Raw genomic sequence first — 22,951 nt, 5'->3', positions numbered from 1 at the left:
CCATCGCCCACCCGACAGTGATCACCGCAAGGATGCTCGCCGCCTCAATTACCGAGATCATCCTATGTCACTGCGTAATCTGAAAATCGCGCCTCGAGCTTTCCTCGGTTTCGCCTTCATTGCCCTGCTGGTCATTGTGCTGGGTGTGTTTGCCGTGAACCGCATGTCGACCATTCGCCAAGCCTCTGTCGATATGGAAATGACGCAGTTACCCAGCATCGGGTTTCTGGGCAATGTGACGGAAAACGTTCTGCGCCTGCGGATTCTTTCGTTCCGCGTATTGGTTAACCGTGACCCGGCGGCGTTGCAGGAAGCCCAGACCCGCATCGGTGTGCTCGTCGACAAGGTGCGCAGCGCCCAAGCCAGTTATGCCGCCTTGCCGGCCAGCCCTGAAGAAGCCGCGCTGTACAAAACCTTCGCGACAACCCTCGATAACTACATGCAGGCCCAGAGCCAGATGCTGGACCTGTCGCGGCAGAACAAACTGGATGAGATGCGCGCCCTGATCAATACGCGGATCAAGGAAGGCACCGATCAGATGGGCGAGCAATTGAACAAACTGGTAGCGCTCAACGCCGCCGATGCCAAAGCCGCATCGGCCAAGGCGGGCGAGCACTACAGCGAAGCCTTTATCGGCATCGTGACAGTGGCGGTGAGTGCTTCGTTGCTGACTGTGCTGCTGGCCTGGCTGTTGACCCGCAGCATCCTCACGCCGCTGAACCGTGCGGTGCTCGCGGCCGAAACCATTGCCGGCGGCAACCTGAGCAAGGTCATCGAAGTCGACGGCAACGACGAACCGGCGCGTTTGCTTGGTGCCTTAGCCGCCATGCAGACCAACCTGCGTAAAACCATCGAGCAAATCGCCGGCTCCGCAACGCAACTGGGCGCCGCCGCGGAAGAACTCAGCACCGTGACGCAAGAAGCGTCACGCGGTCTGCAACAGCAAAACAACGAAATCGAACAGGCCGCCACCGCCGTCAACGAAATGACTGCCGCCGTAGAAGAAGTGGCGCGCAACGCGGTGTCGACGTCCGAAGCCTCGAACCAGTCGACCCAGGCCGCCCGCGAAGGTCGTGACCGGGTGGTAGAAACTGTCGATGCGATCCAGACCATGACCCATGACGTGCAAAACACGGCGTTGATGATCGAAGGGCTGGCGACTCAGGGCCGCGACATCGGCAAAGTGCTGGACGTGATCCGCGCCATTGCCGAGCAGACCAACCTGCTGGCTCTCAACGCCGCGATCGAAGCCGCTCGTGCCGGGGAAGCCGGGCGCGGCTTTGCGGTGGTGGCGGATGAGGTTCGGGCGTTGGCCCATCGCACGGCGCAGTCGACCCAGGAAATCGAGAAAATGGTTGCCGGCATCCAGAACGGCACCGGCGAAGCGGTCTCGTCGATGCAGCAAAGCAATCAGCGCACCCAAAGCACCCTGGAAATGGCTCGGGCGGCGGGTATCGCCCTGGAGCAGATCACCCAATCGATTCAACTGATCAACGAACGCAACCTGGTGATCGCCAGCGCCTCGGAAGAACAGGCTCAGGTGTCCCGTGAAGTCGACCGTAATCTGGTGAACATTCGCGACCTGGCCACTCAGTCCGCCGCCGGTGCCAACCAGACCAGCGCCGCCACCCACGAACTGTCACGATTGGCAGTTGATTTGAATGCAATGGTGGCGCGTTTCGTGATTTGAGATAGGGTTGAAACTGGACCTCGCGCGTTAGGAGAAGTACATGCGCTATTCAGCCTTGACCCAGCGAATCGCCGGCGACGGAGCCGCAGCCTGGAACATTCACGATCGAGCGCTGGAATTGCGCGAACAGGGCGTCGACGTGCTGTTGCTGTCGATAGGCGATCCGGATTTCGACACGCCGCTGCCGATCATTCACGCCGCCATCGATAGCCTGTTGGCTGGCGACACCCATTATTCGGATGTACGCGGCACCCGCACACTGCGCAGCAGCATCGCCAGCCGTCATCAGCGGCGCAGCGGCCAGTTGGTGGATGCCGACCATGTGATCGTGCTGCCCGGCGCGCAGTGCGCGGTGTATTCGGTTGCCCAATGCTTGCTCGATCCTGGCGACGAAGTGATCGTCGCCGAACCGATGTACGTGACCTATGAAGGTGTGTTCGGCGCCTGCGGAGCCAGTGTGGTGCCGGTGGCGGTGCATCCGGAGAACGGCTTTCGGGTTGAACCGGCGGATGTCGCGGCGCTGATCACCCCAAAAACCCGCGTCATCCTGCTCAACAGCCCGAACAATCCCTCCGGTGCCAGTCTGTCGTTGAAGTGCTGGCAGGCGTTGGCAGCGTTGTGCGTGCGGCATGACCTTTGGCTGATCAGCGACGAGGTCTACAGCGACCTGTTGTATGAGGGTGAACACATCAGCCCGGCCAGCCTGCCGGGCATGGCCGAGCGCACCGCGACGATCAACAGTTTGTCCAAATCCCATGCCATGACCGGCTGGCGGGTGGGCTGGATGATCGGCCCGAAACCGTTGGCTGAACATTTGATGCATCTGTCGCTGTGCATGCTGTTCGGCCTTCCGGATTTCGTCCAGAACGCCGCGCAAGTGGCGCTCGATAAAGACTTGCCGGAAGTGGCGCTGATGCGCGAGGAATATCGCCAGCGTCGCGATCTGGTGTGCGCGAGTCTAAGCGGTTGCCCGGGCATCCGGCCGATCAAACCCGATGGCGGGATGTTCGTGATGGTCGATGTGCGCCAGACCGGGCTCGGTGCGCAAGATTTTGCCGAGCGGCTGCTTGAAGTGTATGGCGTGTCGGTGCTGGCCGGCGAAGCCTTCGGGCCGAGCGCGGCGGGGCATATTCGCATTGGCCTGGTGGTGGATCAGGCGAGACTGGCGGATGCATGCCAGCGGATTGCATCGTGTGCGGCGGATTTGCTACAGGTGCGGCGGGCCTGAAGGATTTGTGTTGAGTTTGATGGCCTCTTCGCAGGCCGACCTCGATCGAGTCATCCATTAGTTTGATTTTGATCAACCTCTCCATTGCTTTGCTGGCTAGACTGAAAATCAATACGACGTAATAGTCGAGGTTGTATTTCATGTACTGGTTCCGCCGTCACCGCCGACGCCTGTTGCACCTTATCCTGGTGGTGTGGGTGTCAGCTGTGACCGTGATGGCTATCCAAGGTTGTCTGGTGCAACCGAATCACAATATAGCCGCGCCACACAATGCCGAGCTGTATGTGGTGGATGGCCATGCCCTCCACACCAATGGCTGCCTTCAGAACTGTGAGGACACTGCCACGGCGATAAAACCTGCAGCGCAATTTCCTGCGTTGGATCCCATCCACTGGGCCGTCCTTTTGCTGTTAACTGTGGCAGTCATAAGGGTGGTGCTTGACCCTCAGGAAAAATTCTCCTTCGCCGCGCTTGTACTGAAGCGCCCCGCACCGCCGGAAGTCCCCGTCCGCCTGACTTTCCTCCGCTTCAACGATTAAACCCTCCCTACCTCAGAGTGGCGAAGCACGGGTTGCTCTGTCCTGCTGTATCGCTTTTTTCGCGACTGGTTATTCCTGCTTACCTCCTCGCAAAAAGGCGAACAGCAAAACCACCGACAAAGAAGAGGATCCACCATGCACCCTACCGAATCGGCCTACGGTCTCTGGTCGCTGGTCATCATCAACTCATTGGTGTTTATCTTGTTCGCCTTCAGCTTCGCCCGGCCGAAGACGAGCCGCGACTGGCGTTCCTTCGGTATGTTCTCGGCGTTCCTAGTGGCCCTGTTTACCGAGATGTACGGTTTCCCGCTGACGATCTACCTGTTGATGCCCTGGCTCACTCGTAACTTCCCCGGCATCGACTTCCTCTCGCACGATGCAGGGCATTTGCTCGAAATGGTTCTGGGCTGGCAGGTCAACCCGCACTGGGGACCCTTCCATATTCTCAGCAACCTGCTGATCGCTGGCGGCTTCTGGTTATTGGCAGCCGCGTGGCGCGTGCTCTACAAGGCCCAAGGTAGTGGGCAACTCGCGCTCGAGGGGCCCTATGCGCGGATCCGTCACCCGCAGTACGTTGGCTTCGTGCTGATCATGTTTGGCTTTTTATTGCAGTGGCCGACATTGATCACCCTGGTGATGTTTCCAATCCTCCTGTTCGTCTACGCCAAGCTGGCGAAGCGGGAAGAACGGGAGATGCTTGCGCACTTCGGCGATACCTACCGCACTTACTGTGAACAGACGCCGGCGTTCCTGCCCTGGTCAGCCCCCCGCAGTCCCGACATCCCTACTGACGCGCCTCCCAGCTCAGGAAAACAATCATGAACGCTCCCTGGAAAACCGGTATTTCTCTGGCCCTGACCATAGCCATTTCCTACACGGTCTGTGCGCTGCTCTATGCGCTATGGCCGGTGCAAGGTATCGCTTTTCTCAACGCCTTGTTCCATGGACTCGACTTCGGTCGTCTTCAAGCCCCGCAAGATTACGGGGTGATGACTTTCGTTGGGCCACTGCTGGTCTTGACCGTATGGGGCGCGATAGTCGGCACCTTGTTTGCCTGGCTGTCCGGCAAGCTCCATGGCAAGTCTTCATAGCCGCTTCAGGCAGGAGACACTGATGAACGAATCACACATGCAGCACAGCCAGCACCCGCCGGTGTTTGCATCAGAGAAAATGGCGAAAGATCCAATCTGCGGGATGATGGTCGATAAGACCACCGCGTTGTCACGGGAACGTGGCGGGCGCAGCTATTACTTTTGCAGCGATACCTGTCTGCGCACCTTCGAGTCGCCAGAAAGAGAACTGAAGGCGATGAAAACCCGCGTGACTATTGCCCTCACTGGTGTATTGGCCCTGGCGCTTCTGCGTGCCGGCGCCTTCATCGCGCTGGCCGCCGGTGCCACGCTGCTGACTTGGGTGCCGATCCCTGCGCTCCCTTGGTTCACCTGGGGTATATGGCTTTTCCTGTTGGTCACTCCGGTACAGTTCATCGGTGGCTGGAGTTTCTACAAGGGAGCGTGGAATGCCATTCGCACCCGTAACATCAACATGGATTTCCTGATCGCCCTCGGCACCTCGGTCGCCTATTTCTACAGTGTCGCGGTGCTGTTCTTCCCGGACGTCCTGCCGGTGAAGGTGGCCGAGCGCGACGTCTATTTCGAAGTGTCTGCGGTGATCATCGCCTTCGTACTGCTGGGTAGGTACATGGAGGAGATCATCAAGAAAAAGTCTTCGGCTGCGGTACGGCGCTTACTTGATCTCAAACCGGCGATCGCGCATGTGATTCGTGATGGGCAGGAGGTTGACTTGCCCGCTGAAAACGTCATGGCCGGCGAGTTCCTGGTAGTCAAGCCTGGCGAAAAAATCCCCACCGATGGCGATGTCAGTGAAGGTCAGTCAACGGTAGATGAGTCCATGCTGACGGGCGAGTCGATGCCGGTCGACAAACACCCGGGCAGTCCAGTGATCGGAGGTACGCTCAATGGCAGTGGTGTGCTCACTTTCAAGGCGAGCAGGATCGGTGCCGATACCGCCCTGGCGCAGATCATCAAGATGGTCGAGGAGGCACAGAACAGCACGGCACAGATCCAGCGCTTGGCCGATCAGGTCACTGGCTATTTTGTGCCGGCGGTGGTGGCGGTTGCGCTGCTGGCCCTGGTCGGCTGGTCTGTTGCGGGGAATTTTCCGCAGGGGCTGTTGGCCTTTATCGCGGTTCTGATCATTTCCTGCCCTTGTGCATTGGGCGTGGCGACGCCCGCCGCGTTAATGGTCGGGGTTGGCAAGGGGGCTGATAACGGCATCCTTATCCGCGGTGGCGAAGTACTGGAGCGGGCAGAAAAACTGAGTACGGTGGTGTTCGACAAAACCGGCACCATTACCCGAGGCGAACCCAATGTCACCGATGTGATTTCGCTAGACACAGTGTCCGAAAACGAGGTCTTGATGCTCGCCGCCGCCGTGGAGTCCGGTTCAGAACATCCGCTTGGCGCAGCAATAGTGCGCGCCGCCCGGCATCGCGACATCAGCCTGCCGAAAGCGACCGGTATCAATGGGATCGCCGGTCATGGCATCGAAGGCCGTGTCGACAATCGCAAAGTCTGGCTGGGCAATCGGCGTTTGTTCGCCCGCCAAGGCATTGCGACCGAGGTTGCCGAGGAGCACCTCATTCGCCTGGAAGCCGATGGCAAGACCGCCATGCTGGTCGGTGTCGACGACTGTTTGGTTGGGGTGATTGCTGTGGCCGATACCATTAAACCTGAAGCGGTTGACGCCGTTGCGGTGTTGAAGGCAAGCGGCATCAAGGTCGTGCTTCTGAGCGGCGACAACCACCGCACTGCCGAAGCGGTCGCGCGACAGGTTGGCATTGAGCGAGTGATTGCCGAGGTCTTGCCGGACGACAAGGTCGCAGTGATCCGCCAATTGCAAAGCGAAGGGCAGGTCGTGGCCATGGTTGGCGATGGTGTCAACGATGCACCGGCCCTGGCCACTGCTGACATCGGCATCGCCATTGGCTCGGGGTCCGATGTGGCGAAGGAAACCGGCGGCATCATCCTGCTCAAGAACGATGTGCGCGACGTGGTCACCGCGATCAAGCTGTCGCGCGCAACGATGGTCAAGATCAAACAAAACCTGTTCTGGGCATTCATCTACAACAGTATCGGCATTCCAATCGCGGCCTTTGGACTGCTCAATCCCATCATCGCTGCCGCCGCTATGGCGCTCAGTTCCCTGTCGGTAATCGCCAACTCCGCACTGCTGAAGCGTGCCCGCATTGGCTTGAGTCAGGAGGTTAAATCATGAACCGCGAGGTTTTAATTATCTGCCTGCTGGTGAGTATCGTGGGCATTGCAACGGTGGTTTACCTGTTGGGGCTGACGGGTAAATCGTTCGCTATAGCAGCGATTTTCCTGCTGTGCCCGGTCTTGGTCGGGGTACAACTTTTTCGCGGTGTCCGTCAATTTGACAAGGACATGGCCGAAGCCCGTCGCAAACTGCAAAGGAAGAATCTGCCATGAAACCCCATTACGTTCCCGCGCGCAGCGCCGGCCGTGTCAACGGGTTCTTCCTCGGCTTCCTTGCCATTGCCGCGTACTTCCTGTTGACCGAGCACCGGGCTCACGTCGTTCCTTATCTGCCATACCTGCTGTTGCTGGCCTGTCCGCTGATGCATCTGTTTATGCATCATGGACACGGGGGGCATGGCGGACAGGAACAGGCTGATCGCGGTGAGCATGCCGCGCACGGTGAATCGACTTGCTGCGGCAAGCCACCGAAGGGAACGTGATCATGCCGATACCCAGTGTTCTTGAATTACGCGTGTGCCGGCTCGGCATTGATACCCACCAGCAGCCGGTGGCGTTCATGCCGCGCGATTGCCATGTCTGCCGCTCGGAAGGTTTTTCCGCCTTGTCACGCATCGAACTGGTCAAAGGCACGCGCCGGGTGATCGCGACGCTGATGGTGGTAGATGGACAGTGGATAGGCGGCGGTGAGGTTGGGCTATCGGAGTCGGCCTGGAGGCTGCTCGGTGCGCAGGAGGGCGAAAGCGTTGCCGTGCATCACCCGGCGCCGGTAGAGTCGATGAGTGCTGTGCGCGGGAAGATCCATGGAAGTGCGCTGTCGCGGGAGGCGCTGGCTGCGATCGTGAATGACATCGATGCCGGCCGATTCAGCGACGTGGAGCTGGCGGCCTTTCTAACCGGCTGCGCCGGCAACCAAATGTCGTTCACCGAAATCCGCTATCTGACCGAAGCCATGGTTGAAGCCGGCGAGCGTCTGCACTGGGACCGACCGCTGATACTGGACAAGCACTGCGTCGGTGGGTTGCCGGGGAATCGGACCACGCCCATCGTAGTGGCCATAGTCGCGGCCAACGGCCTGTGCATACCCAAGACTTCCTCGCGGGCCATTACCTCGCCAGCGGGTACGGCCGACGCCATGGAGACTCTGGCCCCGGTAGATCTCGATTTGCCAACGATGCGCAGGGTCGTGGAGCAAGAGGGCGGTTGCGTCGTCTGGGGTGGGGCCGTGCAACTGAGCCCGACCGATGATGTCCTGATCCGGGTCGAACGAGCCTTGGACCTGGACAGCCAGGGCCAGTTGGTGGCCTCGGTGCTGTCGAAGAAACTGGCGGCCGGTGCGAGTCATGTATTGATCGACATCCCTGTCGGCGCTACCGCGAAAGTACGCGACATGCCAGCGACGATCCAACTGCAAACGCTGTTGGTCGAAGTCGGCAGCCTGCTTGGCCTCAACGTCCAGGTACATGTCTCGAACGGCGATGGCCCCGTAGGGCGGGGCATTGGCCCGGCTCTGGAAGCACGCGATGTGCTGGCGGTGCTGCGCGGCGATGCGCAGGCGCCACAGGACTTACGTGAGCGTGCCCTCGACCTTGCCGGCCTGTTGCTGGAAATGGCCGGCAAGGTGCCGACTGGCGGTGGCTATGCGCTCGCCGCCGCAACCTTGGCGAGCGGCAGCGCCTGGCGAAAATTCCAGGCCATCGCGAACGCTCAAGGCGGGCTGCGCGAGCCGCCGATGGCGCGCTATCGGCACCCGGTTTTGGCCGACCGCGACGGCCGTGTGTGCCGAATCGACAACCGCGTACTGTCGCGCATCGGAAAATTGGCTGGGGCGCCGGCGGCCCCCGCAGCCGGGCTGGTACTCGGTACGGCGCTCGGACAACGGGTCGAGGCCGATCAGCCGCTCTATACCGTGCACGCTGAAAGCCCCGGCGAACTGGCTTATGCGTTGGAGTATGCGCAGCAGCACTCGGAACTCTTCTTCATCGAGGAGGACGCGCCATGAATTCCCTGCTGTTTTGTCTCGACGGTAACCTGGCTTTGCAGACCGGGCTCGCGGCCCGTGCGCGGCTGCAACCCGCGGCCTGCCAACGGTGGCAGTTCCCCGATGAAGAAAGCTACGTGCGTGTGTTGAGCAATGTGCAGGGCCGCGACGCGGTGGTTTTGTGCAGTTTGCACCGCCCGGACACTTTGTTCATACCGCTGTGCTTGCTCATGGAAACCCTGCGCGAGCTAGGTGCCCGCTCCGTGGGCCTGGTGGCGCCCTATTTGGCCTATATGCGTCAGGACCAACGTTTTCATCCGGGGGAGGCCGTCAGCGCGCGCCTGTTCGCCGATCTGTTGGCTCCGCACATTGACTGGTTGGTGACGGTGGATCCGCACCTGCACCGTATCCATGATCTGGGCACTCTATACCCGGTACCGCATCGAGTCGTACATGCCGCGCCGGCCCTGGCCGCCTGGGTCGCCAGCGAGATCGCGCAGCCGTTGTTGATCGGTCCCGACAGCGAAAGCGAGCAATGGGTGTCGGAGGTCGCCCGGCTGACGAAAGCGCCATTCATCGTGCTGCAGAAAGTGCGACTCGGCGATCGGAAGGTCGCGGTCTCCGTGCCCGATATCGAGCGTTGGCGTGAACACACTCCGGTGCTGATCGACGACATCATCTCGACGGGGCGTACGCTGATCGAAACCGCCGGTCATCTGCAACGAGCAGGCATGCGCCCACCGGTGGCCTTGGCGGTACATGGTGTGTATGCAGAACACGCCGAACGTGATCTGCAAGCGGCCGGCATTCAGGCCTTCACTAGCAATAGCATCCCGCACGCCAGCAACACCATCGATCTGTCCGAGCTGGTTGGACAAGCCATCGAGGAGCTTGCTCCATGACTTTAGCGGCGGCCCCAATCTGCAGCAGGCTTTCGAACTGGGCTGCCGCACGCCTTTGAACGAGGCCATGCGCCAAGCGGTGCAAAACCTTGCGTATGCGCACCTGTCCGACATCGAGCGTCCCACTGCGCGTTTGGTGCGCGGCGATTTGCCTGCCTTCTGATAAAAGGCCTGATCGATTGGTGCTGAGTTTGATGGCCTCTTCGCGGGCAAGCCTCGCTCCCACAGGGATTTGTGGCGTTCACAAAACCCTGTGGGAGCGGTGTTTCCCGCGATGGCTGCCTGACAAACGCTAAATTTCTTAAGCCCGCCACGCCCCGGCATTCACCAGATTCACCGGCCGCTCACCCGCCAGAGCCGCCAGCAGATTCTCCACCGCACACCGGGCCATCGCCTCCCGCGTCTCATGCGTCGCCGACCCAATGTGCGGCGTCGCCACCACGTTATTCAACTGCAACAACGGCGAGTCATACCCCAGCGGCTCCCGCTCGAACACATCCAGCCCCGCCGCGCGAATCCGCTTCTGCTGCAACGCTTCGATCAGCGCTGGCTCATCCACCACCTTGCCCCGGGAAATGTTGATGAAGATCGTCTCGGGACGCATCAAGGCGAACTGTTCAGCACCAATCAACCCCTCGGTTTCAGCAGTCAGGGGCAACGTGAGGCAAACGAAATCGGCCTGCTGCAACAATTCGTTCAGGCTACGATATTGCGCGTTGAATCGCTGCTCCACCGCCGGTTTCGGCGAATGGCTGTGATACAGAACCGGCATGCCAAAACCGAAATGCCCGCGTTGCGCCAGCGCCTCACCGATCCGCCCCATGCCAATAATGCCCAGCGTCTTGCCATGCACATCGCTGCCAAAATGCGCCGGGCCGATGTTGCGGTTCCATTGGCCGGCGCGAACCATGTTGGCCAGTTCCACCACACGCCGGGCGGTGGCCAGAATCAGCGCGAAACCGGTGTCGGCGGTGGTCTCTGTCAACACGTCGGGGGTGTTGCTGAGCAGGATCCGCCGTTCGGTCAGGTAGTCGATGTCGTAGTTGTCGACACCGACGGACACGCTGGCAATGGCTTCGAGGTTCGGCGCCAGATTCAGTAACCCGGCGTCCAGTTTCAGACTGGCGCCGAGCAACCCTTGGGCCCGGGGCAGGGCCTGGCGCAGCGTGGCCAGACCCTCGGCGTCGAGGTTGTCGATCAGCGTCACCTCGGTCTGCTCATGCAGGCGAGCCATCAGCAGTGGCGAGAGTTTTTTGTACAGTACGACCTGCTTTTTCATCGTCGTCATATCAACATCCATTCAGGAATGAGCCGCCACCGACCGGGACACAGCGGCCTTGGCCACCACCCGGTCACTGGCGCCGGGCTTGAGGAAAATCGTCAGCACCACCGACAGCAGCAACGCGCCGCTCATCAGCAGGTAAGACGCACCGGGCGATCCGGTGGAGCTGTTCAGGTAACCCACCAGATAGGAACCGCCAAACGAACCGAGTGCGCCCATGCTGTTGATCAACGCCATGGCGCCACCGGCGACGTTAGCCGGGAGGATCTCCGGGACGATGGCGAAAAACGGTCCGTACGGGGCGTACATGCAGGCGCCGGCAATCACCAGCAGCGTGTAGGACCACCAGAAATGTTCCGCGCCCAACGCGTACGAGCCATAAAACGCAATCGAGGCGATCAACAGCGGTGGCCAGACGAAGCGTTTGCGCTTTTGCAGTTTGTCCGAGCCCCAAGACACCAGCAGCATGGCGATCACGGCGGCGAGGTACGGCAACGACGACAGCCAACCGGCTTCGATCATGTCCATCTGCGCGCCGGCCTTGAGGATCGATGGCAGCCACAACACGAAACCGTAGACACCGATGCTCCAGCAGAAAAACTGCAAGGCGAGGATGATCACCTTCGGCGAGCGAAAGGCTTCGGCGTAGTTTTTCACCGCTTTGATGCCCACCTGTTCGGCGGCGAGGGCACTTTCCAGATCGTGCTTTTCCTGGTCGCTCAGCCACTTGGCCTGAGCCGGGCGATCATCGGCCAGGCGCCACCAGATAAACGCCCACAGCACCGCCGGCAATCCTTCGATGATGAACATCCAGCGCCAGCTGAAATGCTGGATCAGGTAGCCCGAGACCACCGACATCCAGAGCATGGTCACCGGGTTGCCGAGGATCAGGAAGGTGTTGGCGCGCGAGCGTTCGGCCCGGGTGAACCAGTGGCACAGGTACACCAGCATTGCCGGCATCACGGCGGCTTCGACCACTCCGAGCATGAAGCGAATCACGATCAGCCAGTAGGCGTTGGAGACGATCCCGGTCAAGGTCGCCAGGCCACCCCAGAGGATCAGGCTGACGAAAATCAGCTTCTTCACGCTGTGCTTCTGGGCGTAAATCGCTCCCGGGATCTGGAAGAAGAAATAGCCGAGGAAGAACAGCGCGCCGAGCAGGGAGGACAGGCCTGGGGTGATCATCAGGTCCGCAGCCATCCCGGAGGCGGCGGCAAATCCATAGTTGGCGCGGTCCAGATACGCCAAGCTGTAGGTGATGAACACGATCGGCATGATGTACCACCAGCGGCGGGTGGCCAGTGTTGCGGTTTTCATAGTGATGCTCCTGAGCTTGTTGTTTTTGTCGCAGCAGGTAACGGTTGTGGCATCTCGTTCCCACGCTCCGCGTGGGAATGCCTCTAGGGACGCTCCGCGTCCCCTATGACGCGGAGCGTCACGGGCTGCGTTCCCACGCAGGAGCGTGGGAACGATCAGTGTCAGGATCGCGCAAGACCTGTAGGAGCGAGCGGTGCGGCGATCCGACTTGCCCGCGAATGGGGCCCTCAAACTCGGCATACATCTCGGCCCGATCGGGCAACCCCTCCATATCCCCACGGCTCTGCACCGCGCGGCTGCCGATCCAGTTGGCACGCTGCACGGCGTGGGCAACGCTATGGTTCTCCAGCAGCGCGCTGATCAAACCGACGGCAAACCCGTCACCGGCACCGACCGTATCGACCACCGTCTCCACCGGTACGCCAGCAACGAAACCTTCATCCAGAGGGGTTCGGTAATACGCGCCGTGCGCCCCGAGCTTGATCGCCACGGCTTCAGCGCCCTGGTCGAGGTAAAACGCCGCGATGTCGGCGGGGTCTTCGAAACCGGTGAGCAAACGTCCTTCGCTCAAACCCGGCAGCACCCAATGGGCGAGGGCGGCGAGGCGGTTGATCTCGGTGATCATCTGTTGCTCGCTGGCCCACAAACTCCGGCGCAGGTTCGGGTCGAACGACACGCTGCGCCCGGCATCGCGCATACGGGTCATCAATTCGAATGACATTTCCCGAGCCGTTGCAGACAGCGCGGGGGGAATCCCGGTGGCGTGCAAGTGCCGGGCCTTGAGCAGTGCCGGAGCAATGGACCGCACCGACAAATGACTGGCCGCCGAGCCACGTCGGAAGTACTCGACAACCGGATCACTCCCATCATCGGCACGGGACTTGAGTTGAAAGCCGGTGGGGTGCGCCGGGTCGATGTCGACGTGGCTGCAGTCCAGGCCTTCTTTCTCAAGCGCATCGATGACGAACCTGCCGAGCGAGTCCGCGCCAACCCGGCTCAGCCAGGCGACGTTGAATCCCAACCGCGACAAACCAATGGCGACATTGCTGTCGGCCCCGGCAATGCGCTTGTGGAAGTGGCCGACGTCAGCCAGCTCACCGTTCTGCTCGGCGACGAACATCGCCATGGTTTCACCGAACGACAGAATATCGATCTCAGACATGAGCAGGCTCCAGGCGGGGTTGACCGAGGCGGGCGAGGGCGGCGACATGCTCTGAGGTCAACTGCACCAAGTCATCGCCTTGCAATGGATACTCCGCCGCGCGCATCACGCCGTGATCCATGTGCCGCAGCAATTGGCCCCACAGATGCAGGTCGCTGGCAGTCGGTGGCACCGCCACCAGTTTGCCGTCGGCCCGGCGCGCCACTGCTTTACAGTGCACGTAACCGACATGTCGACCGAGCAACCGCGCGGCGCTGGCGGCGGATTGGTCCTGCCATTGCCAGTTGCCGATATCGAAGGTCATTTTGATCGGCAGCTGATGTTGTTCGACGTCGGCGAAGAAACGCTGAAACGGTTCGATTCGGCCGCCGTGCAGCGTCTGGTCGTTTTCCACCAGCAGCTGCACCGGGCTCTGTTGCAACTGCAGCGCCAGTGTTTGCAGTTCATTGTTGTCGGTGAAATAACCCAGGGAGATTTTCAGCCACTTGGCGCCGAATGCCTTGGCGCGCTTCAGGGCCGAGAGCAGTTCAGGGTTGGGCGCCGATTGCCCGGCCAACCACAATTCCATCGGTGAGGAATACACACTTTCCAGACTGCGGGATTGCGTGGCGTCAGCCAGTTGCGCGGGGTCTTCGAGGGTCAATAGTTCTTCGCGCCATTCGATGTGCGTGGCGCCAGCAGCGGCCAACACCTCGACAAAACTGCCCTGGCCGCGTTGGCGGACAAGGTCCGCGCCGTAGCTGGACAGACTGATGGAAACGGGTGGTTTGTTCATTGTTATCACCTCTGAAACCGGTTTCATTTTTGGTCAAAAAAATATTGATGTTGAGTTATGCGCTGGTCTTCAGGGCCTCTTCGCGGGCAAGCCCGCTCCCACAGGTTTTGTGAACGCCACAGATCCCTGTGGGAGCGGGCTTGCCCGCGATGGGGCCCGAACATTCACCGAAGATTCCCCAGGGTGGACCCCCGAACAATCAACCGCGCCGGAAAATCCAACGTCCGAACCGGCCCGTCATCGCCACGCAACCGCTTGAGCAAACACTCAAACGCACTCGCACCAATCTCCGCCGTCGGCTGGGCGAGGGCGGTGATCCCGCTGCCCACCAGTGGATACCAATCCAGATCATCCAGGGCGATCAGCCCGACATCCTCGAACAGCTTGCACTTCAGTTCACGCAACGAATGGGTACTGGCCAGCGCAGCGATGCCGTTGGCACAGAACAGCGCTTTCGGGCCGGGGTCAGGGTTATCAAGAAAAGATTTCAAGCGGCCGGTCAGATCGCCGCCGGTTTCGACCACCGCGCCAGAGAGCGCTGGGCGCTGCGCAATTTGCAGCTTGAAACTGCTGACCCGCTCGATCCGTGAACTGGTGCCATCAAACGGTTCCGTCACCATTAGCACATCGCGATAACCACGTTCTTCCAGGTGGGCGAGGGCCATTTCAACGGCGGCAGGATTGTCCAGCCCGACCAAATCACTCTCAAGCTGCGAGACCTTGCGATCCACCAGCACCATGGGCATTTCGCGGTGCAATTCGCGCAGCTCATCCCGGTGATGGCCGAGGGTGTTCACGATCAAGCCTTCGATGTTGTACGAGCGCAGCAACGCCAGGTGCTGACGTTCCTGTTCGTCATCGCGATCGGTGTTGCACACCACCAGGCTGTAGCCGTGTTGACGGCAAGCGGTTTCCACCCCGTGCATCACGGCAATCGAATAAGGGTTACGGATATCGGCCACCAGCATGCCGATCAGGCGGGTGCGCCCGCGTTTCAGGCCGCGGGCCATCTGGTTCGGGCGGTAGCCCAGTTCGCTGATTGCCTGCTCGATGCGCAGGGCAATGGCATCGGAGAGCAGGGCGCGGTCATCGCCGATGAAACGCGAGACGCTGGCCTTGGAGACGCCCGCGTGTTCGGCGACGTCGAGCATGGTGACGCGGCTGCGTTGGGCGGCGGAGAAGTCGTTCACGGTCTGAAACCTTTTTATTGGATGCGTCGTATCGTCGCGGGCTCTGAAACCGGTTTCATAAAGCGCCAGACAATCGGTTACGTCAAGCCCAAGATGCAGGAGAAAGATGTAGGAAGCCGACAGACGGTAGCTTTACCTGTCAGATATGACAGTAGTCCAATGACGAAATCAGGCGTTTAATTTGCTTCAACTGTGAACTCGAAAAGAAATGCCGAGGGAGAATAATCATGCCGCCTGTTGAAGTTCTGGTCTACGACGCACCGACAGTGCTTGGGGTGGATGAAAACGACCCGGACGGTTACATCCCACCTGATCTGTTGCTCAAAGGCATTGACGTCAGAGTGCCGATATGGAGTAAACAATCTCCCGACGGTAAACAAGACAGACTCATTGTTGTGCTGGAACGTAATGGTATTGCCGAATTCACTTCCAGGACCTCATACACCACCCCGATCAGTGAGTCGGAGTTCATCATTCCCATAGGACCAGAGTTTTTGATCAACGACGGTGTCGTTGATGTTTCATATACGACAATGAACTGGCTCAATAACCCGCATCCTTCGTTACCTCGAAAACTGACAATCGACCATACTTTGATACCCGAAGATCTTGCCGAAGTCAGATTCCCCGGTGCCAATCTGCATGGCTATCTGAATTGCGATACCGTTCCCCCTATTTGGGAGGGTGTGGAAGTCAAGGTTCCCCCGCTCCCCGATTTTTGCAGGGTAGGTGATATTTGTACCTTAGAGTGGTTCGGGTACCTGAGTCTGAATGGCAGCGATTCTCCTATAGCCGAAACGTATAAAAGAATCGACAAGCGGTTATTGAGTGACCAGGAAATAAAAAGCGGTTTCTCGTTAACGGTAGAACCCTATAGGCCGCATATAGAACCGATGCAAAACAAGGCTTCGGCTGTTGCGAACTACACACTTTATCGTGGCACCAGAAAGATTGGCGCATCGATCAAGGAACTAGTGAGGATCGACCGAGCCATCCCGGGAGAAGAGTTGCCTTGCGGGCCGTGAAGATTGTTGTGAAGTAATGCGTAATCAATGTGTGCCGTATTACGTCGCGTTATGGGCGAGGTGCCGTCGTGTATAAAAAATGGAGCTAATTCTAATGAACGCTAAAGTTGGATACATCGGTTTGAATACACAGGTTTCGCTGCAAAATGGCGGTGTCATATTGCTCGATGGAGCCGATATCCCTGCACAAAATCTTCCCAGAGGCGATTTACGCATTCCGATCGCAGCACTCGGTGCTGATCTGGATTACAGGATCCCCCAACCGCCCACTGAGTTCGCAAGAGATTTGCTGACAGTTTTTTTACGGGTAAAAGGCGATCCGACGCGCATACCGCTCATGACAGGGCACCCGCTGGGCCCGATTGCTGACCGGGTATGGCCGATGCCATTCAAAATCCCGGTTCTCGAACTCAAGGAGCTCGCGAGTCCCGAAGCCCCTACCCAATATGAACTGGTGTATGTGCTTATCGCCAATGGTTCGAACCCGAACCTCGAGGCCGTTACCGAATACCATATTGACAGGACGCGGCCCTATCAAACCAAAACACCCGCAACGGACTTCTCCCCGCCGGCGGCTGCATTCCCATTGGATTTGCCTCCGTCAAAAGATATCGATGACGCCTACCTGGGCGCGAACCCCACCGGTATCGAGATCACACTGACACTGGCTACCAACAATGCCGAGACGACGGACATTTGTAATGTTTATTGGGGCGACCCAGTGGATCCTGCCTATGCCACGCCAATATTGAAAGACGTACCTGTGCCCGCGACCGGTAAGATCAATCTACCTATCTCGATTTTTGAGAACTCCAAGGAAGGTCTGAACACGCTGACTTTCGAGGTCACGGATCTGGCGGGTAACCTCAGCCGCCGCTCCAGACCTAATCAACGCAATGTCCGGCGTCTGGCCCCCCCTGTCGCCAAACCACCCGTGGTGCCACTGGCGGATGGCACAGACGGTGATACCTTGATCGATGTGGCGGACTGCAAACTGGGGGTGACCATAGAGGTTGAAGTTCCGAAGCCCAATGCCCCTTCTGACACCATCACTGCCCAATGGCAGAGCATTGATCTTCCTGAACAACGCGTGGGCACGAGCACGACCCTTGTGTTCCAGGTGGATTACACCAGTGTTATCAAGGTCGCCTATGGTGCGACCGATGGCGTCGTCCCGACAACGGTCAGCTATAACATGTTCCGGGGATCAGGTGCACCGATCGCAACGCAAAGCACGGGTATTAACGTCGATATTTCCTATCCTGGTCCGACAAATCCTAATGAACCGGATCCGGTCAATCCTGCGCTGGGACTTCCTCGCCTGGTTTCCTCTCAAGGTGTGGACAATACACTCGACGATAACGACTTCGGCGAAGATGCGGATATTTTCATACAGCTTCATGCTGCCCCTCCCACGGAGTCGGCGCAAAGCATAACGGTGATTTATGATGACCAAAGACTGAGTCCTCCCTACCTGTTGCAACCAGGACAAGAGGGCACGGAAATCAAAGCGGCAACGGTTCCCTGGGCAATAATCGAGAAAAAGCTGAATGCGACGGTACAGTTAAAATGGGAGCTGTCAGCCGTTTTGGGCAATAACCCGGTCTATTCTAGAGAACAAGCCGTTGTTGTTAACATCACTAAAATCGATTTGCCAAAACCGATGGCTCAAGGGCTTATATTTGATTCTATTTCCTGTCCGACATTGAACTTCCTGCCGACGGGTGATCCAGACCATCCAGGTGACGGAACAACTCGCCGTAACTTAAAAGTCATTATTCCGTACAGTGCTTCACTTGTTGATGGACGCACGGTGACATTGAAGTGGGAAGGATTCGAAGATGAGAACGCGACCATTCCCATCTCCGGAACCGCCGTTACAAAAGACATTCCTATTTCCGGCACTGTTCCTGCGGAGGGTATTGAAACGGATATCGGCGACTATATGACTCATTTGAAGCCGGTGTCGGATGCCTTCGGGAAACTGACCTATACCGTCACAGGTGTGGTGCCGGAGTCGGACTCGGCCATCCACTTTGTATTTCTGGTGGATAATAATGGCGACTTCTGCGAAGTGGCCAATCCGATACCTTAATCAAGCATCACACCGGACGGCGAGCGTGAAATAAATATTTTCACGCTCGCCGCATTTGAATTTTCGACATGTTTTAGTCGTCATTTCGCAGGACTTGTCGTTCCCAAAATACAGAAAGCTCCTACATAACAATGCGTAATCACTCGATAGCCTAGCGGACCTCCAAAGGCTGGTCGTGCATTTTCACGACTTGCCGCAGAGCTCGATCCAATATTTTCGAAGTAGGTGTCTAGTATGCACTTCCACTCCAAACGGCTCCATGCGTCCTTCTTCATGACGGGTACGCTGTGTGTACCGTTCTTGGCGCTTTCTACCCTCGCTACAGCTGCCCCGGTCGTCGGGGGTACCGCTACGGTCACTAATGGTGATGCGGTTGAAAGCTGGTTTTTGAGTCAAAACGCAACACTGAACGTCAACAACGCACAGACACTCGCGATTGATGCCGACAGCTCGACAGTCAATGTCACTGCGGGCAGCAGCACCCAAGGAATCGCCGTAAGGAACAATTCTACGGTCAGCCTGAACGGCGCCACGGTGACGGGATCGGGCGGACAGTCAGGACTTCAACTGGTTTCCAGCCAGGGCAATGTCAACAACAGCACGGTCAGTGGTGATTTTTACGGGATATCGGCCGTGCGGTTTTCCACCACTCAGGCCGGCTCCACGGTCAACATCACGGGTAACAGCACCATCACGGGGGCGGATGCCGGGGCGTTTGCCTCTTCTCACAGCCTTATCAATGTCACCGACTCCACCATTGAAGGCACGGCCGCCACGGGTTATGGCTTGTGGCTGCAGAGTGCCGGTTCGGTTGCCACAAACAGCACGATAATTGGCGGGCAGAACGGTGTGTTCATTGAGCTTGATCCAACCGGCGTGGCACCGGCCACCCTGAATCTGGACAACACCACTGTGCAGGGCAGAAGCGGTTCCGCCATTTTGGTGGATTTCGATAACGTTACACGTTCCACCGCCACGTTGACGTTGACCAACTCCAGCTTGCTGGCAGGTAACGACACGTTGCTTGAGGTCAAGGGCGGCGCAGACGTATCGATGACGGTCAATGGCAGCACATTGAACGGCAATATTGTGACTGAAACCGGAAGTACCCTCGGGCTGACATTGCAAAACAACTCGGTGCTCACCGGACGCCTGGAAAATGTTGCCAGCGCCACCATCAATGACACTTCGCAATGGGTGCTGGTGAACAACAGTCAGGTTGAAAAACTCGTGCTCAATGGGGGCTCGGTGAAGTTTGGGGCAGACAACGCCTTTTATCAATTGAACGTCACCGATCTGTCGGGCAGCGGTCGGTTCATCATGGGCGCTGATCTGGCTACGGGCCAGGCCGACGTTTTGAATGTCACCGGAACGGCCAGCGGAGCACATGAGCTGCTGATTGCCAGCAGCGGAACCGAACCGCCTGCCGGTCAACCAATCACAGTCGTCAAAACCAACGGTGGCAATGCCCAGTTCTCCCTGCTCGGCAACGTGGCCGATAAGGGGACCTATTCCTATGCCCTGGCCAAAAGCGGCAACGACTGGATTCTCGATCCGAGCACACGCATCGTCAGTCCGGGAGCACGCTCGGTGCTTGCGTTGTTCAACACACCATTACCCACCTGGTATGGCGAATTGACGTCGTTGCGCACCCGGATGGGCGAGTTGCGTTTCAACGGTGGTAAGGGCGGCGCGTGGGGGCGTACCTATGGCAATAAATACGAAATTGCCGATGGTTCTGGTGTGGGTTATCAGCAGACCCAGCGGGGGTTCACCTTGGGTGCTGATGCCGCCTTGCACGTGGGTGATGGTCAATGGCTGGTGGGAGTGATGGGTGGACACAGTACATCTGATCTCGATCTGAATGCCGGCACCTCGGGCAACTCCGATAGTTACTACTTTGGCACGTATGCTACCTGGCTTGATGCGACCAGTGGTTACTACGCTGATGCTGTACTGAAAGTGAACCGGTTTCGCAATGAAGCCAAAGTCAGGCTGAGCGATGGAGCCCGGGCCAAAGGCAACTATGACACGACCGGTTTGGGCGGATCTGTCGAGTTCGGTCGTCATATCAAATTCGACGATAGTTACTTTGTCGAGCCCTTCACTAAATGGTCCGCCGTGGTCATACAAGGTAAGAATTTTTCTCTGGATAACGACCTGCAGGCCGATGGTGACCGTGCGCGGTCGCTGTTGGGTGAGGTCGGTATGACCGCTGGCCGAAACTTCAAAATGGAAAACGATATCGAACTGCAGCCTTACTTACGCGTTGCCGGTGCATACGAGTTCGAAAAGAACAACAAAGTGCAGGTCAACGATAACGTATTCAAAAACAATCTTTCCGGTGCACGAGGTAACGTGGGCGCGGGCATTGCGGCATCAATGACAGAGAGTCTGCAAATGCATGCAGATTATGAGTACAGCAAGGGTAAGAACTTCAAACAGCCCGGCGGGCTGACCTTAGGTTTGCGATACGCGTTTTAATACAGCGAAATGAGTTAATTAAAAAGGAGGTTTCGGCCTCCTTTTTAATGAGCGGTGTTTTTATCAATCGCTTAGCAATACCCTGCACGTGGTGAAGGACGGCGAGAGATTCTCCTTGCCGGTACGTGTTGAAACGCTTCGAACTCGACTTTCAGATTGACAGCCTTGCGGTCGTCTTCATCCAGATTTTCGAGAACTGCGCTGATCTCGCCAGAGAAGGTTCCCGATAACGAGTCGTATTGAACCCGGGCAATACCCTGGTATTGCGTATAGACAACAGGTTTGGCTGGAGTCGAGCGGTCAATGAAGAGCACTCGAACGGTGGAGTCATCCGGATACAGGCCATAGGAACCATCCTCAAAGCCCTTCGAGAATGAAATCTTCAACTCTTTTGTCGTGTAATCTGGAGCGGGCGCGCGTTGCGTGGCAAGCATGACATGCGCTTCGCCGTGAGGAGGAGGGTAAATCGCGTCTGAAAGTTCTACCAGGCGGGCGTCAAATATTTCTGTTGCATTGATTGTTCCTGTGCATTTTCCCAACATAACAGATGGTGTGGCCACTTTCGCAAATGCGTTCATTGATACAGTCTCCGCTGTTATGACAAGTGATATCTCGCCATTGGAAATAGCAGGCGGGATTGGGCTATAAGATGCGATGCCGACAAACTTGTAAACTGTCAAACCTGACAGTTTACAATCTTGCTTTGTTGTGATTGCTTTTGAGGTGTTTTTGTTAAGGGCGCCCTGATAAACGTAGCGGTTATCACCATATTCCCAGCCATGTTGAAAGCAGTAATAGCAGTCCCTATGTTGGATTAAAGTGGTTGCGTAACAAAGGTGATTGCAATGATTGTCTCAATCCTGCCCTCCCAAGCAGGCACGGGAAGAGCCACCAAAAAGAAGCGTATTGGCGAAACTCAGTTGACTGTTGTCGGGGGCTTTTCGAACACCATACTGAGTTCACGCTTCAGCCACTGTGGATCGAAGTACAGCATGCGGTAAGCGAAACCGTCCTTGGTCGGCGCGTCGCCATCATGCATGTCGCCCGGCTCGACCAGAAACATCTTGCGCGGTCACGCCCACCAAGTAGCTGTCGTGCCAATGCGGGTCGTAGGCGTGGCCTTCTAAATGCGCGCGCAAGGTCTCAATGCCGGTGTCGGCGTCCTGGGCCAGGTCGATCCAGTGGTGAGGGGACATGCTGCACCTGTGAGACGCATTACCGGATTATTTAACACCGGTGTCGAGGTCGAAGACTAGAACGTTTGTGCACGCATCAGTTGAACAGTCCCGCCGCAATATTAATTGAGAAGCCGAGAATCGCTGTGTTGAACAAAAAACTAATCAGCGATTGCGCCAGCACGATCTTGCGAATACCCCGTGTCGCCACGCCGACATCCGAGGTCTGCACCGCCACGCCGATGGTGAAGGAGAAATACAGGAAGTCCCAGTAATTGGGGGTTTCCAGGCCTTCAGCGAAGCGCAGCGCCAGGTCTTTGCCGTCCCAGGTGTAGAACAGGCGGGCGTAGTGCACGCTGAAAATCACGCCGATCAGTAGCCACGAACCGATGACCGTCAGCGCAGTGAGGCCGTAATGCAGCAGCTTGCGACTGGTTTCCAGGTCCTTGCTGCCGGCCAGTTCGAAGGTGATGGTCGCCAGACTAGCCAGCGCCGCGATGCACACCACGAACAACACCAACCCGGCGTTTTCATCTTCGATCTCGGCAATGCGCTTGACGTCCAGGGCTTTGGCGCGTGTGGCGAGCCAAACTATCAGGATCAGGTACGTCCAGACCCCGACATTCCAGCCGATGAGGATTTTGCCGAGGATCGAGTCGGCCGGAGCCAGAATGCCCACAGCGAGACCAAACACGGCTGCCGCAGACAAGCGAGGGTGGGTGCGGGCGAGTAGGGGCATGAGAACTCGATGGGCCAGGGTGTGCAAACACCTTAGCCCAGCGTTGTCCGTTGTGACCACAAGGATAA

The 22,951-nt window shown here is 58.1% G+C and carries 21 protein-coding genes and 1 pseudogene; 14 read left to right on the top strand and 8 right to left on the bottom strand.

What is annotated here, in order from left to right; genetic code table 11:
- Positions 1–64: 64 nt before the first annotated feature.
- From PSH97_RS14625 to PSH97_RS14575, 11 genes are all read left to right on the top strand, one after another.
- Entirely contained in the window at positions 65–1,690 is a 1,626-nt protein-coding gene (locus PSH97_RS14625) for a methyl-accepting chemotaxis protein (protein WP_305445481.1), read from the top strand.
- A gap of 40 nt (positions 1,691–1,730) precedes the next feature.
- Positions 1,731–2,918 (top strand): pyridoxal phosphate-dependent aminotransferase, encoded by a 1,188-nt coding sequence (locus PSH97_RS14620; RefSeq protein WP_305445479.1) that lies wholly within the window; start codon positions 1,731–1,733, stop codon positions 2,916–2,918.
- Between the two features lie 140 nt (positions 2,919–3,058).
- The gene (locus tag PSH97_RS14615; protein ID WP_305445477.1) at positions 3,059–3,457 is read left to right on the top strand and encodes a hypothetical protein; all 399 of its coding nucleotides are present in this window, start codon (positions 3,059–3,061) and stop codon (positions 3,455–3,457) included.
- A 135-nt stretch (positions 3,458–3,592) separates the two neighbouring features.
- Positions 3,593–4,279: a methyltransferase family protein gene (locus PSH97_RS14610; protein WP_305445474.1), complete on the top strand. Its 687-nt coding sequence runs from the start codon at positions 3,593–3,595 to the stop codon at positions 4,277–4,279.
- Entirely contained in the window at positions 4,276–4,548 is a 273-nt protein-coding gene (locus tag PSH97_RS14605; RefSeq protein ID WP_305445472.1) for a DUF5676 family membrane protein, read from the top strand. The genes PSH97_RS14610 and PSH97_RS14605 overlap by 4 nt, the downstream gene beginning before the upstream one ends.
- A 22-nt stretch (positions 4,549–4,570) precedes the next feature.
- A complete protein-coding gene (locus PSH97_RS14600; RefSeq protein WP_305445469.1) occupies positions 4,571–6,754 on the top strand; it encodes a heavy metal translocating P-type ATPase in 2,184 nt (727 codons plus the stop codon).
- Positions 6,751–6,969, top strand: a complete 219-nt coding sequence (locus PSH97_RS14595; RefSeq protein ID WP_052964668.1) for a hypothetical protein — start codon at positions 6,751–6,753, stop codon at positions 6,967–6,969. The genes PSH97_RS14600 and PSH97_RS14595 overlap by 4 nt, the downstream gene beginning before the upstream one ends.
- A complete protein-coding gene (locus PSH97_RS14590) occupies positions 6,966–7,238 on the top strand; it encodes a DUF2933 domain-containing protein (RefSeq protein ID WP_305445467.1) in 273 nt (90 codons plus the stop codon). Before PSH97_RS14595 ends, PSH97_RS14590 begins: the two co-directional genes overlap by 4 nt.
- A 2-nt stretch (positions 7,239–7,240) precedes the next feature.
- Positions 7,241–8,758 (top strand): thymidine phosphorylase family protein, encoded by a 1,518-nt coding sequence (locus PSH97_RS14585; protein ID WP_305449803.1) that lies wholly within the window; start codon positions 7,241–7,243, stop codon positions 8,756–8,758.
- The gene (locus PSH97_RS14580; protein ID WP_305445465.1) at positions 8,755–9,639 is read left to right on the top strand and encodes a ribose-phosphate diphosphokinase; all 885 of its coding nucleotides are present in this window, start codon (positions 8,755–8,757) and stop codon (positions 9,637–9,639) included. Before PSH97_RS14585 ends, PSH97_RS14580 begins: the two co-directional genes overlap by 4 nt.
- Positions 9,629–9,802, top strand: coding sequence for a hypothetical protein (locus tag PSH97_RS14575; RefSeq protein WP_305445463.1), 174 nt, complete (start codon positions 9,629–9,631; stop codon positions 9,800–9,802). Before PSH97_RS14580 ends, PSH97_RS14575 begins: the two co-directional genes overlap by 11 nt.
- Positions 9,803–9,940: 138 nt before the next feature.
- Here the strand turns inward: PSH97_RS14575 and PSH97_RS14570 are convergent, their stop codons facing one another.
- From PSH97_RS14570 to PSH97_RS14550, 5 genes are all read right to left on the bottom strand, one after another.
- Positions 9,941–10,918: an NAD(P)-dependent oxidoreductase gene (locus tag PSH97_RS14570; RefSeq protein WP_305449802.1), complete on the bottom strand. Its 978-nt coding sequence runs from the start codon at positions 10,916–10,918 to the stop codon at positions 9,941–9,943.
- A gap of 21 nt (positions 10,919–10,939) precedes the next feature.
- Entirely contained in the window at positions 10,940–12,238 is a 1,299-nt protein-coding gene (locus PSH97_RS14565) for an MFS transporter (protein WP_305445461.1), read from the bottom strand.
- A 118-nt stretch (positions 12,239–12,356) separates the two neighbouring features.
- On the bottom strand, positions 12,357–13,400 hold the full coding sequence (locus PSH97_RS14560) for a sugar kinase (RefSeq protein WP_305445460.1): 1,044 nt from the start codon (positions 13,398–13,400) through the stop codon (positions 12,357–12,359).
- Positions 13,393–14,175 carry a sugar phosphate isomerase/epimerase family protein gene (locus tag PSH97_RS14555; RefSeq protein ID WP_305445458.1) on the bottom strand — a complete coding sequence of 261 codons (783 nt, stop codon included), beginning with the start codon at positions 14,173–14,175 and terminating at the stop codon, positions 13,393–13,395. Before PSH97_RS14555 ends, PSH97_RS14560 begins: the two co-directional genes overlap by 8 nt.
- A gap of 164 nt (positions 14,176–14,339) precedes the next feature.
- Positions 14,340–15,365, bottom strand: coding sequence for a LacI family DNA-binding transcriptional regulator (locus tag PSH97_RS14550; protein ID WP_305445456.1), 1,026 nt, complete (start codon positions 15,363–15,365; stop codon positions 14,340–14,342).
- A 227-nt stretch (positions 15,366–15,592) separates the two neighbouring features.
- Between PSH97_RS14550 and PSH97_RS14545 the strand changes: the two genes are divergently transcribed.
- From PSH97_RS14545 to PSH97_RS14535, 3 genes are all read left to right on the top strand, one after another.
- Positions 15,593–16,390 (top strand): hypothetical protein, encoded by a 798-nt coding sequence (locus tag PSH97_RS14545; protein WP_305445455.1) that lies wholly within the window; start codon positions 15,593–15,595, stop codon positions 16,388–16,390.
- Between the two features lie 94 nt (positions 16,391–16,484).
- Positions 16,485–18,485: a hypothetical protein gene (locus PSH97_RS14540; RefSeq protein WP_305445454.1), complete on the top strand. Its 2,001-nt coding sequence runs from the start codon at positions 16,485–16,487 to the stop codon at positions 18,483–18,485.
- 234 nt (positions 18,486–18,719) lie between these two features.
- Complete coding sequence (locus PSH97_RS14535) at positions 18,720–20,969, top strand: autotransporter outer membrane beta-barrel domain-containing protein (protein ID WP_305445453.1); 2,250 nt, start codon at positions 18,720–18,722, stop codon at positions 20,967–20,969.
- A gap of 71 nt (positions 20,970–21,040) precedes the next feature.
- Here the strand turns inward: PSH97_RS14535 and PSH97_RS14530 are convergent, their stop codons facing one another.
- The 3 genes and pseudogenes from PSH97_RS14530 to PSH97_RS14520 all read right to left on the bottom strand — a co-directional run bounded on the left by PSH97_RS14530 (position 21,041) and on the right by PSH97_RS14520 (position 22,883).
- Positions 21,041–21,547: a hypothetical protein gene (locus PSH97_RS14530; protein ID WP_305445451.1), complete on the bottom strand. Its 507-nt coding sequence runs from the start codon at positions 21,545–21,547 to the stop codon at positions 21,041–21,043.
- Between the two features lie 321 nt (positions 21,548–21,868).
- Positions 21,869–22,165 (bottom strand): annotated as a pseudogene (locus tag PSH97_RS14525) (AraC family ligand binding domain-containing protein); the annotation flags it as partial.
- 76 nt (positions 22,166–22,241) lie between these two features.
- On the bottom strand, positions 22,242–22,883 hold the full coding sequence (locus PSH97_RS14520; protein WP_305445450.1) for a DUF1345 domain-containing protein: 642 nt from the start codon (positions 22,881–22,883) through the stop codon (positions 22,242–22,244).
- Positions 22,884–22,951: the final 68 nt, after the last annotated feature.

This window comes from Pseudomonas cucumis, assembly GCF_030687935.1.
GTDB classification, from domain to species: domain Bacteria; phylum Pseudomonadota; class Gammaproteobacteria; order Pseudomonadales; family Pseudomonadaceae; genus Aquipseudomonas; species Aquipseudomonas cucumis.
Note: the sequence above shows the minus strand (reverse complement) of the source record. Positions and strands in the feature narration are given on the sequence as shown.

What these genes read in the sequence shown, in the direction of transcription:
- PSH97_RS14625 (WP_305445481.1), top strand. Translation starts at nt 65, where the DNA reads ATGTCACTGCGTAATCTGAAAATCGCGCCTCGAGCTTTCCTCGGTTTC.
- PSH97_RS14620 (WP_305445479.1), top strand. Translation starts at nt 1,731, where the DNA reads ATGCGCTATTCAGCCTTGACCCAGCGAATCGCCGGCGACGGAGCCGCA.
- PSH97_RS14615 (WP_305445477.1), top strand. Translation starts at nt 3,059, where the DNA reads ATGTACTGGTTCCGCCGTCACCGCCGACGCCTGTTGCACCTTATCCTG.
- PSH97_RS14610 (WP_305445474.1), top strand. Translation starts at nt 3,593, where the DNA reads ATGCACCCTACCGAATCGGCCTACGGTCTCTGGTCGCTGGTCATCATC.
- PSH97_RS14605 (WP_305445472.1), top strand. Translation starts at nt 4,276, where the DNA reads ATGAACGCTCCCTGGAAAACCGGTATTTCTCTGGCCCTGACCATAGCC.
- PSH97_RS14600 (WP_305445469.1), top strand. Translation starts at nt 4,571, where the DNA reads ATGAACGAATCACACATGCAGCACAGCCAGCACCCGCCGGTGTTTGCA.
- PSH97_RS14595 (WP_052964668.1), top strand. Translation starts at nt 6,751, where the DNA reads ATGAACCGCGAGGTTTTAATTATCTGCCTGCTGGTGAGTATCGTGGGC.
- PSH97_RS14590 (WP_305445467.1), top strand. Translation starts at nt 6,966, where the DNA reads ATGAAACCCCATTACGTTCCCGCGCGCAGCGCCGGCCGTGTCAACGGG.
- PSH97_RS14585 (WP_305449803.1), top strand. Translation starts at nt 7,241, where the DNA reads ATGCCGATACCCAGTGTTCTTGAATTACGCGTGTGCCGGCTCGGCATT.
- PSH97_RS14580 (WP_305445465.1), top strand. Translation starts at nt 8,755, where the DNA reads ATGAATTCCCTGCTGTTTTGTCTCGACGGTAACCTGGCTTTGCAGACC.
- PSH97_RS14570 (WP_305449802.1), bottom strand. Translation starts at nt 10,918, where the DNA reads ATGAAAAAGCAGGTCGTACTGTACAAAAAACTCTCGCCACTGCTGATG.
- PSH97_RS14565 (WP_305445461.1), bottom strand. Translation starts at nt 12,238, where the DNA reads ATGAAAACCGCAACACTGGCCACCCGCCGCTGGTGGTACATCATGCCG.
- PSH97_RS14560 (WP_305445460.1), bottom strand. Translation starts at nt 13,400, where the DNA reads ATGTCTGAGATCGATATTCTGTCGTTCGGTGAAACCATGGCGATGTTC.
- PSH97_RS14555 (WP_305445458.1), bottom strand. Translation starts at nt 14,175, where the DNA reads ATGAACAAACCACCCGTTTCCATCAGTCTGTCCAGCTACGGCGCGGAC.
- PSH97_RS14545 (WP_305445455.1), top strand. Translation starts at nt 15,593, where the DNA reads ATGCCGCCTGTTGAAGTTCTGGTCTACGACGCACCGACAGTGCTTGGG.
- PSH97_RS14540 (WP_305445454.1), top strand. Translation starts at nt 16,485, where the DNA reads ATGAACGCTAAAGTTGGATACATCGGTTTGAATACACAGGTTTCGCTG.
- PSH97_RS14535 (WP_305445453.1), top strand. Translation starts at nt 18,720, where the DNA reads ATGCACTTCCACTCCAAACGGCTCCATGCGTCCTTCTTCATGACGGGT.
- PSH97_RS14530 (WP_305445451.1), bottom strand. Translation starts at nt 21,547, where the DNA reads ATGAACGCATTTGCGAAAGTGGCCACACCATCTGTTATGTTGGGAAAA.
- PSH97_RS14520 (WP_305445450.1), bottom strand. Translation starts at nt 22,883, where the DNA reads ATGCCCCTACTCGCCCGCACCCACCCTCGCTTGTCTGCGGCAGCCGTG.